The organism is Bradyrhizobium genosp. A (assembly GCF_049949275.1).
Classification (GTDB): Bacteria; Pseudomonadota; Alphaproteobacteria; order Rhizobiales; family Xanthobacteraceae; genus Bradyrhizobium.
In genome coordinates, this window is the sequence record NZ_CP188196.1 from 4782263 (window position 1) to 4796231 (window position 13969).

Here is a 13969-nt window from a genome sequence, read left to right on the forward strand (position 1 = left end):
TTTCGTCTCAGGCCGTGGCCGGCTGTGTCTTGCCGTCCGTCCTGGGCACACCGATCCGCGCAGCGCTCTGGCGGCGCCAGTTCTCCAGCGACAACGGCAGCTCCTCCGCGGCCTCGACACGGTTACGGCCGCCGCGCTTGGCCTGGTAGAGCGCGGTGTCGGCCGAGGCCAGTAGCACCTCGAGCTCGGTACCGGCGGGGCCGCCGGACACACCGATGCTGACGGTGGTATCGACCGGGCCTTCATCGACCACGACACCGGAGGTCTCGAACGCCTCGCGCACGCGCTCGGCGACCAGCACGCCTTCTTCCAGCGCGCAGGGCAGCAGTGCAGCGAACTCCTCGCCTCCGATGCGGCCCGACAGGTCCGAGATGCGCAGATTGTTGACGACGATAGTCGAGAACAGTTTCAGCATCTCGTCGCCGGCGGGATGGCCAAAGCGATCGTTGATCGACTTGAAATGGTCGATGTCGAAGATCATCACGGTGACGGGCCGGCCGCCCTTGGCCTCGCGCTCGATCACGCGCGCACAGGCTTCCGAGAAGCCACGGCGGTTGAGCATGCCGGTCAGCGGATCGGTCGACGCGGCAGTGCGGTGCGCGGTCACCGTGCGCTCGGACACCAGCATGAAAATCACGAACACGGTGCCGACGGCATAGAGCACGAGTTCGACCGCGAACACGGTGACCCAGACGCTATGTGAGAAGCCGGCATCGTTCGGCCGCAGGAAGCTGCCGAGCAGGATCGGCAGCATCAGCACGCAGCCGTGCATCACCGGCACCACGAAGGCCGGCCATCGCCGTTGCAGGCTCTTGCGCCGCTCGACCCAGAGCTCGCTGGCGGTCAGCGCCGCATAGACCGAGACGATGCCGGCGCCGATGATCATGCGCAGCATCGACGCGGCGGGATCGAGCAGCGTCACCGTCGCGACCCAGGCGAGCGCACCGATCACGAGACCGGGCCAGTTCGGCTTGCGGCCGTGGAAGACGCGCGCCGCATTCCACACCATGCCGCAGGCGACGAAGCCCACCGCATTGAGGGCGAGATTTAGGTGCGGACCGAGCTTGTCGCCGGTCGCCGTCCACAGCGCGACGGAGGCCGCACCGAGCAGATAGGCGGTGCCCCACCATTTCAGCGCGGGGCTGTTCTCTTGTCTGCCGAAAAACACCATCATGGCGCCGAGCAATGCGGCGACCATCGTGGCGACCAAATAGAGCGTGATGCTATCGAGCGACATCATGTCGGCCCCCTCTTGAACATAGCAGTTACGCGATCGGCACATCCGATTTGCGCGCCCTTCCAGATGCGACGCTAAGTCCGCCAAGTTCCATTCAGGTTTTCAGGCGAGGCCAAGTTTTCGGGAAACACGTCATCAATTTGCATACAAACGAACAACAAAAAGGGCGCTGAAATCAGCGCCCTTTTGCATCTCATTGAAGCCGCTTTCGCGGCGAATGTGACCGAAGCGATTAACGCTTCGAGAACTGGAAGGACCGGCGGGCCTTGGCCTTACCGTACTTCTTACGCTCGACCACGCGGGAGTCGCGGGTGAGGAAGCCGCCCTTCTTGAGCACGCTGCGCAGCTCGGGCTCGAAATAGGTGAGCGCCTTGGAGATGCCGTGACGCACAGCACCAGCCTGACCGGACAGACCGCCGCCGGCGACGGTGCAGGTCACGTCGTACTGGCCGGAACGCGCGGCCACTGAGAACGGCTGCTCGATCATCATGCGCAGCACCGGACGAGCGAAATAAACCTCGACCTCGCGCGAGTTGACCGTGACCTTGCCGGCACCCGGCTTGATCCAGACGCGGGCGACCGCGTCCTTGCGCTTGCCGGTGGCGTAGGCGCGGTTGAACTTGTCGACCTTCTTCTCGTGCTTGGGCGCATCGGGCGCCGCCGCGGTCTTGAGCTGCGAGAGCTGGTCGAGCGACTGAATGGATTCGGCCATGATTATGCGGCCCTCGTGTTCTTGCGGTTCAACTTGGCGATGTCGATCTTCTCGGGCGTCTGGGCCTCGTGCGGATGATCGGCACCGCCATAGACGCGGAGGTTGCCCATCTGGACGCGACCGAGCGGACCACGCGGGATCATGCGCTCGACGGCCTTCTCCAGCACGCGCTCGGGATGCTTGCCCTCGAGGATCTGGCGCGCGGTGCGCTCCTTGACGTGGCCCACATAGCCGGTGTGCTTGTAGTAGGTCTTCTGCTCGCGCTTGCGGCCGGTGAGGACAGCATGCTGGGCGTTGATGATGATGACGTTGTCACCGCAATCAACGTGCGGGGTGTAGGTCGGGAGGTGCTTGCCGCGCAGGCGCATGGCGACGATGGTGGCGAGACGGCCGACGACCAGACCCTTGGCGTCGATCAATACCCACTTCTTCGTCACCTCAGCCGGCTTTGCCGAAAAGGTTTTCATGTCGGAGTTTCCGTGGACGGGGAGACATCGGCGCGAACACCGCACCGGACTGCGCGGTTTTCTAGAGAAGTGACGCGCAACGGTCAATGCCCGAAGGTGTAATTTAACATAGTAAATTCAATAGCTTAAAAATATGGTGTTATATTACCCGCAAAAAGCTCAAGCATTTGGAATGGAATAGGTTGATGTGACATGGGCAATCGGATCGGGCGAGGTCCCCGACAACAGGTTCACCTCGCCGACGGCCAGGCGCTTGCCGAGCTTGAGCAGCCGGGCCTCCGCCAGCACGTCCTGCCCCGGCTGGCCCTTACGCAGGAAATTGATGTTGAGGTTGGTGGTCACCGCGAGCCCGATCGGCCCGATGGCCGAGAGCAGCACCACATACATGGCGAAATCGGCCAGAGCCATCAGCGTGGGGCCGGACACGGTTCCGCCGGGCCTCAGCATCCGTTCGCTGAAGCGCTGGCGCAAAAGGCAGGTCTGGCCGTCCGCGCTCTCGATCGTGATGTCGTCGCCGCCGAAGGCTTGGGGAAACTCGTCACGGAGAAACTGCTCGACCTCCGCCACGCTCATTTTCGCTAACGCCATGCTACGCCTCACCCTCGCTTCACGTCGCCTGTTACATTAGGTTATCTGCATCATCCAAACGTAATAATCCAACCGGAAACGCCTCGATGTCTGCCCAGGCCGCCCGCGCCCCCTCCCCGCAACCGCCAATTCTGCTGCGCGAAATGATCGGCCCCATCGCGGTGCTGACCCTCAACCGGCCGGCCGCGCGCAACAGCCTGTCGGTCGCGATGATTGCAAGCCTGCATGCCGAGCTCAATGAAATCGGCAGCGACAAGGCAATCCGCGGTGTCGTGCTCGCGGCCAACGGTCCCGCCTTCTCAGCCGGTCACGACATGAAGGAGCTGACCGCGCGCCGCGCCGATCCAGATCGCGGCCGCGCCTTCTTCGCCGAGACCATGAATGCCTGCAGCGCGATGATGCAGGCGATCGTGCATTTGCCAAAACCGGTGGTCGCAGCCGTCCAGGGCATCGCGACCGCGGCCGGTTGCCAGCTCGTGGCGAGCTGCGACCTTGCGATCGCGTCGGAAGCGGCGAGCTTCGCCACGCCCGGCGTCGACATCGGCCTGTTCTGCTCCACGCCGATGGTGGCGTTGTCGCGCAACGTGCCGCGCAAGCATGCGATGGAGATGCTGCTCACGGGCGAGCCGGTCCCGGCTGCGCGTGCCCGCGAGATCGGCCTCGTCAATCGCGTGGTCGCCGCCGGCACCGAGCGCGACGTTGCGATCGCGCTGGCGCAACAGGTCGCGCTGAAATCCGCCTACACCGTCAAGCTCGGCAAGGAGGCGTTCTATCGCCAGGCCGAGATGAGCCTTGCGGACGCCTATCGCTACGCGGCAGAGGTGATGACCGAGAACATGATGGCCCGCGACGCCGAGGAAGGCATCGGCGCCTTCATCGAGAAGCGCACGCCGACATGGCGGGATGAGTGACAACAAGAAAAGACGCCAGATGAACCACGACGCCTATCCCGACAATTACATCCGCAGCATCCTCAACAGCGTGAAGTCGATCGCGATGGTCGGCGCCTCGCCGGTCAATGTCCGGCCGAGCTATTTCGCGTTCAAATATCTGGCGCAGCGCGGCTACGACATGATCCCGGTCAATCCCGGTCATGTCGGCAAGGACCTGCTCGGAAAGCCCTTCGTCGCCTCGCTTCGCGATATCGGACGTCCCGTCGACATGATCGACATTTTTCGCAATTCCAGCCACATCATGCCTGTCGTCGACGAGGCCCTCACACTCGATCCGCTGCCGAAAGTGATCTGGATGCAGCTTGGCGCGCGTGACGATGTGGCGGCGGAAAAGGCCGAGGCCGCGGGCATCAAGGTCGTGATGAATCGCTGCCCCAAGATCGAATACGGCCGGCTGTCGTCGGAGATCTCCTGGATGGGCGTCAATTCGCGGACACTCAGTTCCAAGCGCCCGCCTGCACCGACGCAGGGCATGCGTCTATCCCTCAATCGGATGAGCGTCGGCGGCGGCGACACCGCGGCCTCTGATCGCGCAGCCAAAAACAAGAGCGAACAAAGCTGACGCAATTGCGAAGGATTCGTTTTGCGAACGCGACAGTGCGTAGCACGATCGTTGCGATGTGAAGCCGCGGCTTGACGCAGGGCGCGGCGCCGATCAGCATGCCGCGCGATTTCAGACCACAAGATCAGGACGCCCTCAATGAGTGATCGCCTTCCGGGATTTTCGACCCTCGCCGTGCATGCCGGTGCACAGCCCGATCCGACCACCGGTGCGCGCGCGACTCCGATTTATCAAACGACGTCATTCGTCTTCAACGATGCCGACCACGCCGCCTCGCTGTTCGGCCTGCAGGCATTCGGCAACATCTATACCCGCATTGGAAATCCGACTAACGCAGTGCTGGAAGAGCGCGTGGCCGCGCTCGAGGGTGGCACCGCCGCGCTTGCGGTGGCCTCGGGCCATGCCGCGCAGGTCGTCGTGCTGCAGCAATTGCTCCAGCCCGGCGACGAGTTCATCGCCGCACGAAAGCTCTATGGCGGCTCGATCAACCAGTTCGCGCATGCATTCAAGAGCTTCGGCTGGAACGTGGTGTGGGCAGATCCCGATGACGTCGCGAGCTTCGAGCGCGCGGTGACGCCACGCACGAAAGCGATCTTCATCGAATCCATCGCCAATCCCGCCGGCAGCATTACCGATATCGAGGCGATCTCGACGGTGGCGCGCAAGGCGGGCGTTCCCTTGATCGTCGACAACACGCTGGCCTCGCCCTATCTGATCCGGCCGATCGACCACGGCGCCGACATCGTCGTGCACTCGCTGACGAAATTCCTGGGTGGCCATGGCAATTCGCTCGGCGGCATCATCGTCGACGCCGGCACCTTCGATTGGTCGGCCGGTGACAAATATCCGATGCTCTCGGAGCCGCGGCCGGAATATCACGGCATCCGTCTCCAGGAGACGTTTGGCAATTTCGCCTTCGCCATCGCCTGCCGCGTGCTCGGCTTACGCGACCTCGGGCCTGCCCTGTCGCCGTTCAATGCCTTCATGATCCTCACCGGCATCGAGACGCTGCCGCTGCGCATGCAGAAGCACTGCGACAACGCCAAGGCGGTCGCCGAATTCCTCGCCGGCCATCCCGCGGTGTCCTTGGTGAACTATGCCGGCCTCGCCAGCGACAAGTACAACCAGCTCGCGCGCAAATACGCGCCGAAGGGTGCGGGCGCCGTGTTCACCTTCAGCCTCAAGGGCGGCTACGACGCCGGCGTCAGCCTGGTTTCGAAATTGCAGCTGTTCTCGCATCTGGCCAATGTCGGCGACACCCGTTCGCTCGTCATCCACCCGGCCTCGACCACGCACAGCCAGCTCGACGACGCCGCCAAGGTGAAGTCCGGAGCCGGTCCCGATGTGGTCCGGCTCTCGATCGGCATCGAGGACAAGGAAGACCTGATCGCTGACCTGGAGCAGGCCCTGGGCGCGTAGTATTCCGAGCCGTTCCGGGGCACGCGAAAGCGCGCCCCGGAACGGGCGGCGGTTAACAGTCGTTAACCATATCTGCCGCATACATCGTCTTTGGATCGCCCCTTTGATTCGGAGCCGACGATGCTGCGCTGGATCGTGCCTGCCCTGGCAGCGATGCTGACGGTTTCAGCCGCTGTTGCCGCCGATATGCCGGCCACGCCGAAGCGGCGGGCCGCCGCTCCACCGCACGAACCGCCAAAGGTCTATGTCGAGACCGATCCGGATGCGCTGATCTCGCCGGCCTATGGCATCGGCAGCTACATCCGCAACCTGCCGGGGACCCCGCTGCTGCCGGGCTCGCATACGCTGCCGGGATACTACGGCCGCCCTTGGGACTACGACTATCAGGGCTCGTATTACGGCGGGAAGCAGGTCGATTATTTCTGGCGCCTGCCCTACTCGTGTGGCATCTACGGCTATTGCTGATCAGCCGGCTGATGGTGAACAGCCGGGCTGATGGTGATCAGCCGGCCTGACTGACCGGAACCACGCGTGGCTGCATCTCAGCCGATTGCCGAGCAGCGAGCCGTTCCGCCTGCATCACCGCAAGCGTCAGCACCAGGATCGCAACCGCCTGGTGCGAGAGCGCGAGATCGAACGGCACCTGGTTGAGCAGCGTGAGGATGCCGAGCACCGCCTGCACGCTCACGGCCGCGAACAACCAGAGCGCGCCACGCGCCGCCGAGCCCGCGCGTGAACGCAGTGCGTCGAACGCGTGCAGCCCCGCCAGTGTGAACAGCAGATAGGCCGTCATGCGATGCTCGAACTGCACCGTCAGGACATTGTCGAACATGTTGCGCCACCACGGCGCCTCGAACCACAGCCGCTCCGAGGACGGAATGAAGGCGCCATCGATCTGCGGCCAGGTATTGTAGGCGCGTCCGGCGCGCAGACCCGCGACCAGTGCGCCGAAATAGATCTGGATGAAGGTCACGATCACCAGCACCGCGCTTGTGAACCGCAGTCGCACCGGAACCGCAATCTGCGGCCGATCGGCGAGCCGTCGCACCGTCCAGATGATGCCCGCGAAGATCAGCAGCGCCAGCACCAGATGCGTCGCCAGCCGATATTGCGACACCTCGACCCGCTCGGACAGCCCCGATGCCACCATCCACCAGCCGACAGCGCCCTGAAGGCCGCCGAGCGCGAACAGCAACCACAGCCGCCGCTTTAACTCACCGGACAGACCACCGCGCCACAGGAAGAACAGGAACGGCAGCAGATAAGCGACGCCGATGAAGCGGCCGAGCAGCCGGTGGCTCCATTCCCACCAGAAAATCTGCTTGAACTCGGAGAGCGACATCCCGGCGTTGAGCTCGCGATATTGCGGGATCTTCTTGTAGGCCTCGAAAGCATCGGTCCATTGCGCCTCCGACAGCGGCGGAACGCTGCCGGTGACGGGCTTCCACTCGACGATCGAGAGACCGGATTCCGTCAGCCGCGTCGCGCCGCCGACCAGCACCATCAGCGCGATCAGGCCGGCCACGGAAATCAGCCACCAGCGCACGGCGCGATGCGGATTGGTCGGGGCAGAATTCGTCGTCATTTCACGAGCAAAACCAAGCCTTGTACCCAAGCTACTTGAACCGGACTGCGTGCTCCTTATAGTCCCCCGCTTCCGCAGCGCAAGTTACGCGAAAACCGCAATAGTCCGCCATGACGATCCGCACCCGCAAGTTCCTCGGCGCCATTCTGCTCCTCGTGCTGGCCACGGTCTGGGCCCTGCTCGGCATGGCGGCGGCGCAGATGCCGTGGATCGCCGAGTCCGGCTGGCGGCAGGCGATCTACTACGTCGTGGTCGGCATGGGCTGGGTGCTGCCGGCGATGCCGATCGTGAGCTGGATGCAGCGGCCCGATCGCGCCAAGTCTAGCTCGTAACGCTGCCCGTCGGTTTCACCGGCGCAAACGCAACGCCGGACACCAGCACGCGCATCATGCGCAGCGAGCGCACCCGTCCGTCCCAGGAAATCCGCGGCAGCGCACGCAGATTGGTACGACCTTCCGCATCCACGATGCCCGGGATGGTCGACACCGCGCTGGCAAAGCCGGCCTCCTCCGCCATCACGACATGGTTGCGCCGGAACGAGGCGCGATCGCCGAACGGAAACGCCAGATGCCGGATCTCGCGGCGGAAGGACGCTTCCGCAACCGCCTTGCCCATCGTCATCTCGCGCAACGCGGCTGCGTCCTTCATGTTGGCGAGAACGGGATAGTTCACGGTCGCGCTGCCGATCGTGACCAGCGGATCGGCAGCAAACTTGGCCAGATCCTCCCAATCCATCGACGCCTCGCGCGAGAGTGCGGCGAGATCGACGCGGTAGCGCGCGCAGAGATCGGCGATCGCGGCCGACAGATCCGCCGGCGGCAGCGAGCGCAGCCAACTCTCGAGATGCGAAAACAGCGCCTGCTTCTCGGCAGAGCCTGTGACGGTGAAGCGCTGCTCCTTGTCGCCCATCATCAGGCTGATGCGGTTCTCGCGCGCGATCACCTGCTCGAGCCCGAGCCACCACGCTTCGCCGACGCCATCCGGAAAGGCGGTGGGAACGTAGAGCATGAACGGCACGGCGTGGCGCGTCAGCACCGGATAGGCGAAGCTGATGAGGTCCTTGGCAGCACCGTCGAAGGTGAGCGCCACGAAACGCCGCTTTTCCGGCAGCGTCACCGCGCGCCGGCAGACCTCGTCCATGCCGAGAAAATCATAATTCCAGCGCTTCAGCGCGCGAATGGCGCGATCGAGAAATTGCGGCGTGATCTCATTTTGGCGCAGCGGCTGGAACGCGCCGCTCCGTCGCGGTCGCACGCGCTCGAAGCGCAGGATCGCGCCCGCGCCACGGCTGCGCAGCAGCGGCTGGCCGGTGAACCAGGCCAGTTCGAGTCGCAACCGCTCCAGCCATCTGTCGTCGGATGCCAATATCCCACCTTCGCGTTCGCCGGCGGCCCGTTCCCTCAGCTATTGTCATTACCCTTTGTTGACATTTATTTGCAAAGGTCGGCCACAGGCCGAAATACGTATTTTTCGTTTTCTCGACAGGTTTTGCGGATGACCATGGCTGCGGCGATGCAAAGCCGGACGGCAGAATCGCCAGCGCGGTCGAAAGCGAGCCGTATCGCGCATGTCGACCTCATCAGCGATATTGCTGAGGCTGAGGCGGTCTGGCGCGCCCTCGAGGAGCCCGGTCATCTCTTCACGCCCTATCAGCGGTTCGATCTTCTGGGCTCATGGGCGCGATCGGTTGGGGAACGCGAAGGCGCCCGTCCGTTCGTCGTGATCGCCCTCGACGCCGAGCAGACACCGCTCGCGCTGCTTCCGCTCGCGCTGCGCCAGGGCCACGGTGTGCGCACAGCCTGCTTCATGGGCGGCAAGCACACGACCTTCAACATGGGGCTGTGGAACGCCGAGTTCGCAGCACAGGCTGTTAGCGCCGATCTCGACGTGCTGTTCGCGCCCTTGCATGATCAGGCCGACGTGCTCGCGCTGACGCAGCAGCCGAAGCGCTGGCACGACCAGCAGAATCCGTTTGCGCTGCTGCCGCAGCAGAGCGCGATCAATGGCTGCCCGCTGCTGGCGATGGAGCCGGGCGGTCCGCCCGCATCCCGGATCAGCAACTCCTTCCGCCGCCGGCTGAAGAGCAAGGAGAAGAAACTCCAGGCGCTCGCCGGCTATCGCTATCACCTTGCCACGACGGACGCGGACGTCACCCGCCTGCTCGACTGGTTCTTCCGCGTCAAGCCGGTGCGGATGGCGGAGCAGAAACTGCCGAACGTGTTCGCCGAACCGGGTGTCGAACAGTTCATCCGCCGCGCCTGCCTTGCGCCGCGCGGCGAAGGCCGTGTCATCGACATTCATGCGCTCGAATGCAACGACGAGGTGATCGCGATCTACGCAGGCGTCGCCGACGGCCAGCGCTTCTCGACGATGTTCAACACCTACACGATGTCGGAGCATGCCCGCTACAGCCCTGGTCTGATCCTGATGCGCTACATCATCGACCGCTACGCCGAGCGCGGCTATCGCTCGCTCGACCTCGGCATCGGCACGGACGAGTACAAGCGCATGTTCTGCAAGGACGACGAGGACATCTTCGACAGCTTCGTGCCCTTGACCTCGCGCGGCAAGCTCGCGGCGATGGCGATGTCCTCACTCAACCACGGCAAGCGCCTGGTCAAGCAAAACCAGATGCTGTTCGACCTGGCGCGACGATTGCGGCAAGCGTTCGGATAAAAATTCCCCACTTGCGAGCTGCCCTTCCCTTCTCCCCTTGTGGGAGAAGGTGGCGCGGAGCGCCGGATCAGGGGTCTGCATCAGCAGACCTACGCCGCCACCACGCGTGGCGGTCTCTCACCAGCATCCGACGGCTGCACCGGCCGGCTCAGCATCGTTACCTCGCTGAAGCCGACGGCCTTGAGCTGCTCGCACATCAGCGTGCGCGCTTCCGCCTCCATCGAAGCATCCGGCACCACGATGGCGCGGGCATTCGCCGTCAGGAGTTCAGCAGGCAAGTCCTCGGCACTGCCGGCGTCGACGATCACATGATCGTAGGCGCGCAGCAAGGCATCGATCGCGAGCGTCACCCGCGGCGACTGAAGCAGGCTGCGATCGAAGCCGGGACGGCCGGCCATGACCAGGTGCAGTCGCGAGAGCTTGTCGCGCGTGATGATTTGCGCAAACGAGGCCTGCCCCTGCATCAATTCGGCAAGACCGGGCGCCGTCGGATCGACTGACACCGCGGCAATCGTCGGCGAGGACGCGGCGAGATCGACCACGACGACGCGCGCGTCGCGCGCAAGATGGCGGGCGAGCGTCAGCGTCGACAGCGTGATGGAATCGCCCGATGCGGTGCCGAGCACGGTGACCTTCTTCGCACCCGCCCCTGCCGCAATCAGGCTTTCGGCCAGTTGCCCTATCTCGGCGAACTCGCTGACATCGGCATTGGCGGTCATCGTCGGCTGGAGCGGGGCCGGCTCGATCTCGACCACATCGACGACCGGCTCCTGGCGAGCCTTAGGCTGCGCGAGTGTGGCAATGGCGCGCGGCGCGGTCTGGCGCAGGAGTTCGCCAGTGACGACGAGACCGGACGAGAGCAGCAGCGTCGCCAGCGTCGCGATCAGCACGATCGGCAGCTTCTTCGGATAGGCCGGCGTGTTGGAGACGATGGCCCGCGAGATGATGCGGCCTTCCGCCGGCGCGGAATCGATGCTCTCGCGGGTGCTGGCCTCGCGATATTTGCCAAGATAGGTCTCGAGCAGGTCGCGCTGCGCCTTGGCCTCGCGCTCGAGCGCGCGGAGCTGCACGTCCTGGCCGTTGGTCGAGGTCGCCTGCTTCTTGAGCTGCTCGAGGCTGGCGGTCAGGCCGTCGACCCGACCGCCGGCGATCCGCGCGTCGTTTTCGAGCGAGCGCGAGATCTTGGCCGCCTCGTCGCGGATCTGACCATCGAGGTCGCCAAGCTGCGCCTTCAATTCCTTGATGCGCGGGTGATTACCGAGCAGCGTGGACGACTGTTCGGCGAGCTGGGCCCGCAGCGTCACCCGCTGCTCGGACAGGCGCCGCATCAGCTCGGAGTTCACCACCTCGGATGCCTCGATGGGCTTGCCGCTCTGCAGCATCTCCTTGATCAGCCGGGCCCTGGACTCGGCGTCAGCCTTCATCGCGCGCGCATTATTGAGCTGGGTGTTGACCTCGCCCATCTGCTGGTTCGACAGCGTGGTGTTGTTGGTGCCGACGAACAGCGACGATTTGGAACGGAAGTCCTCGACTTTGGCTTCGGCGTCGGAGACCTTCTTGCGCAGGTTCTCGATCTCGCCCGAGAGCCACTGGCTGGCATTGCGGGCCTGTTCCTGGCGCGCATTCTGCTGGAGCACGAGATAGCCGTCGGCGATCGAATTGGCGACACGCACGGCAAGCTCGGGATCCTGCGACTGGAATTCGACGACGATCACGCGCGACTTGTCGACGGCGTAGGCCTGCAGACGATCGTAATAGGCATCGAGCACCCGCTCTTCCGGCGTCATCGAGAACGGATCGCGGCCGATGCCGACCAGCGCCGCCAGCGATTTCAGTGGCGACACGCCTTGCAGCACCGGATCGAACTCGGGGCGCTCCGCAAGCTTGTTCTTCTTGATGATCTCGCGCGCGAGGTCGCGCGACAGCACGAGTTGCACCTGGCTGGTGACGGCCTCGGGGTCGAGCGCCTGCCGCTCCTCCGTGCTGCGGTCGCTGCTCGGCCGAAGGAAGACGTTCTCGCGACCGTCGATCAGGATGCGCGATTCGGACTTGTAGCGCGGCGTGATGAGATTGACGATGGCGACGGATGCGACGAGCGCCAGCACCGTCGGGACGATGATCCAGCCGCGCCTGCGCGCGAGCGCGCCGCCAAGCGCGTGCAGATCGATATCACCGGATTCGGCTGGCGCCGGCTGCGCAACAGCCGGCGCTGGCCTGGGTTCAACTCTGGGCTTGGTCTCAGGCTTGGCATCGTGCTTGGCCTTCGAAACGGCCCGCTCGATGACGGCCTTGTCCTTGCCGGCACGCCAGAACGCTAAACGCATCGAACACTCCCGCAGGGCAACGCCACCTCAACGGGGCCGATTACACTCCATTAAGGTTGCCGCTGGGTTAATCACGACGTCTGGCGGGCAGCACAGGCGCGCTCGTCACCATTTGTTAACCACGAGGCCCCTTAATCCATCTCGATATTTCGAGAACATTGTTCGGCATTCGCCGTCGAGCGCTGGTTTTGATCATGCCCCCCTCTCCCGACCAGCCGCTTCGTATCCTGCACGCCGTGCGCGCGCCCGTCGGTGGCATCATTCGTCACATCCTCGACCTCGCCAACGGCCAGGTCGATCGCGGCCATCACGTCGGGATTCTCGCCGACAGCCTCACTGGCGGCGAGCGCGCGGACAAAGCGCTGGCCGAGCTCGCGCCGCGGCTGAAGCTTGGCGTGCATCGGCTGGAGATCCGCCGCGAACCCTCGCCGGAGGATTTTCTGGTGTGGCTCCGCATGCGCCGCCTGATCGCCACGCTTAAGCCCGACGTCATGCATGGCCACGGCGCCAAGGCCGGCGCCTTCGTGCGCATGCGGCGCCGCGCGGACGACACCATCCGCATCTACACCCCGCATGGCGGCTCGCTGCACTATCCCCTCAACACCCTGAAGGGCGAGTTTTATGCGCGGCTCGAGCGCACGCTGATGGATGCGACGGATCTGTTCCTGTTCGAGAGCGCCTTTGCCCGCGACACTTATCAGCGCATCGTCGGCACGCCCAAGGGCGTGGTGCATTGCGTCTTCAACGGCGTGACGCCGGAGGAGTTCGAGCCCGTCGTCATCGCCGATGACGCGACCGACCTCGCCTATGTCGGCGAGTTCAGGCGCATCAAGGGCGCCGACCTCCTGGTCGATGCGGTGGCGCGGCTGCACCAGAGCGGCAAGAAGGTCACGCTGACGCTCGGCGGCGACGGCGAGGAGACGGCGGCGCTAAAGGCGCAGGTCGAGCGGCTTGGCCTGACGGACGCGATCCGCTTCATCGGCCACGTCAAGGCGCGCTACGGCTTTTCCAAGGGACGGCTGCTGGTCGTTCCCTCACGCGGCGATTCCATGCCCTACGTCGTGATCGAGGCGGGCGCGGCCGGCATCCCCATGATCGCGGCGCGCGTCGGCGGCATCCCCGAGATTTTTGGACCCGAGAGCCCGGCCCTGTTCGCGGCCAGCAACACCGAAGCCATGGCCGAGGCGATCGCGGCCGCGCTCGATAACGCGGAGGCGACCGCGCAGCGCGCGGTGTCGCTCCGCGAGCGCATCTCGGCGCATTTCTCCCGGCAGGCGATGGTCGACGGCGTGCTCGCGGGTTACCGCGAAGCCTTCGCCAATCATTAACCATCCTTAAGGCCGCTTTAGAGAATCTTCCGATTTGTCCGATAATCCACCTGCCGGGGGATGCTTGCCCGGGAGCGCAAAGCCGCGCCCGCGGGTCTTTGGAATGGACGTGGACGCC

14 protein-coding genes are annotated in these 13969 nt (G+C 64.6%); 7 read left to right on the forward strand and 7 right to left on the reverse strand.

Annotated elements, in window-relative coordinates; genetic code table 11:
- Positions 1-7 precede the first annotated feature (7 nt).
- The 4 genes from ACP2YP_RS22275 to ACP2YP_RS22290 form a co-directional block, all read right to left on the reverse strand.
- A complete protein-coding gene (locus ACP2YP_RS22275) occupies positions 8-1240 on the reverse strand; it encodes a diguanylate cyclase (protein ID WP_426418493.1) in 1233 nt (410 codons plus the stop codon).
- 229 nt (positions 1241-1469) lie between these two features.
- Positions 1470-1949 carry a 30S ribosomal protein S9 gene (gene rpsI / locus ACP2YP_RS22280; RefSeq protein WP_426418494.1) on the reverse strand — a complete coding sequence of 160 codons (480 nt, stop codon included), beginning with the start codon at positions 1947-1949 and terminating at the stop codon, positions 1470-1472.
- A gap of 2 nt (positions 1950-1951) precedes the next feature.
- The gene (rplM, locus tag ACP2YP_RS22285; protein WP_008137961.1) at positions 1952-2416 is read right to left on the reverse strand and encodes a 50S ribosomal protein L13; all 465 of its coding nucleotides are present in this window, start codon (positions 2414-2416) and stop codon (positions 1952-1954) included.
- Positions 2417-2575: 159 nt separating this feature from the next.
- A complete protein-coding gene (locus ACP2YP_RS22290) occupies positions 2576-3004 on the reverse strand; it encodes a PaaI family thioesterase (RefSeq protein ID WP_426418495.1) in 429 nt (142 codons plus the stop codon).
- 86 nt (positions 3005-3090) lie between these two features.
- On the opposite strand from ACP2YP_RS22290, the gene ACP2YP_RS22295 reads away from it, so the two are divergent.
- The 4 genes from ACP2YP_RS22295 (at position 3091) to ACP2YP_RS22310 (ending at position 6403) form a co-directional block, all read left to right on the forward strand.
- On the forward strand, positions 3091-3915 hold the full coding sequence (locus ACP2YP_RS22295; protein WP_426418496.1) for an enoyl-CoA hydratase: 825 nt from the start codon (positions 3091-3093) through the stop codon (positions 3913-3915).
- Between the two features lie 19 nt (positions 3916-3934).
- Positions 3935-4519 carry a CoA-binding protein gene (locus ACP2YP_RS22300; RefSeq protein WP_426426230.1) on the forward strand — a complete coding sequence of 195 codons (585 nt, stop codon included), beginning with the start codon at positions 3935-3937 and terminating at the stop codon, positions 4517-4519.
- 138 nt (positions 4520-4657) lie between these two features.
- Positions 4658-5938, forward strand: coding sequence for an O-acetylhomoserine aminocarboxypropyltransferase (locus ACP2YP_RS22305; RefSeq protein ID WP_426418497.1), 1281 nt, complete (start codon positions 4658-4660; stop codon positions 5936-5938).
- Positions 5939-6058: 120 nt separating this feature from the next.
- Positions 6059-6403: a hypothetical protein gene (locus tag ACP2YP_RS22310; protein ID WP_426418498.1), complete on the forward strand. Its 345-nt coding sequence runs from the start codon at positions 6059-6061 to the stop codon at positions 6401-6403.
- A 37-nt stretch (positions 6404-6440) separates the two neighbouring features.
- Here the strand turns inward: ACP2YP_RS22310 and ACP2YP_RS22315 are convergent, their stop codons facing one another.
- Positions 6441-7523, reverse strand: a complete 1083-nt coding sequence (locus tag ACP2YP_RS22315; protein WP_426418499.1) for a COX15/CtaA family protein — start codon at positions 7521-7523, stop codon at positions 6441-6443.
- Between the two features lie 110 nt (positions 7524-7633).
- On the opposite strand from ACP2YP_RS22315, the gene ACP2YP_RS22320 reads away from it, so the two are divergent.
- The gene (locus ACP2YP_RS22320) at positions 7634-7855 is read left to right on the forward strand and encodes a DUF2842 domain-containing protein (protein WP_045003154.1); all 222 of its coding nucleotides are present in this window, start codon (positions 7634-7636) and stop codon (positions 7853-7855) included.
- On the opposite strand, the gene ACP2YP_RS22325 is transcribed toward ACP2YP_RS22320, so the two are convergent.
- Positions 7845-8888 (reverse strand): polysaccharide deacetylase family protein, encoded by a 1044-nt coding sequence (locus tag ACP2YP_RS22325; protein WP_426418500.1) that lies wholly within the window; start codon positions 8886-8888, stop codon positions 7845-7847. The genes ACP2YP_RS22320 and ACP2YP_RS22325 overlap by 11 nt on opposite strands.
- A gap of 129 nt (positions 8889-9017) precedes the next feature.
- Here ACP2YP_RS22325 and ACP2YP_RS22330 point away from each other — a divergent pair, with 129 nt between their 5' ends.
- Positions 9018-10199 (forward strand): GNAT family N-acetyltransferase, encoded by a 1182-nt coding sequence (locus tag ACP2YP_RS22330; RefSeq protein ID WP_426418501.1) that lies wholly within the window; start codon positions 9018-9020, stop codon positions 10197-10199.
- Positions 10200-10288: 89 nt separating this feature from the next.
- Here the strand turns inward: ACP2YP_RS22330 and ACP2YP_RS22335 are convergent, their stop codons facing one another.
- Positions 10289-12523: a GumC family protein gene (locus ACP2YP_RS22335; protein ID WP_426418502.1), complete on the reverse strand. Its 2235-nt coding sequence runs from the start codon at positions 12521-12523 to the stop codon at positions 10289-10291.
- A 194-nt stretch (positions 12524-12717) separates the two neighbouring features.
- On the opposite strand from ACP2YP_RS22335, the gene ACP2YP_RS22340 reads away from it, so the two are divergent.
- Positions 12718-13851, forward strand: a complete 1134-nt coding sequence (locus ACP2YP_RS22340) for a glycosyltransferase family 4 protein (RefSeq protein ID WP_426418503.1) — start codon at positions 12718-12720, stop codon at positions 13849-13851.
- Positions 13852-13969 lie beyond the last annotated feature (118 nt).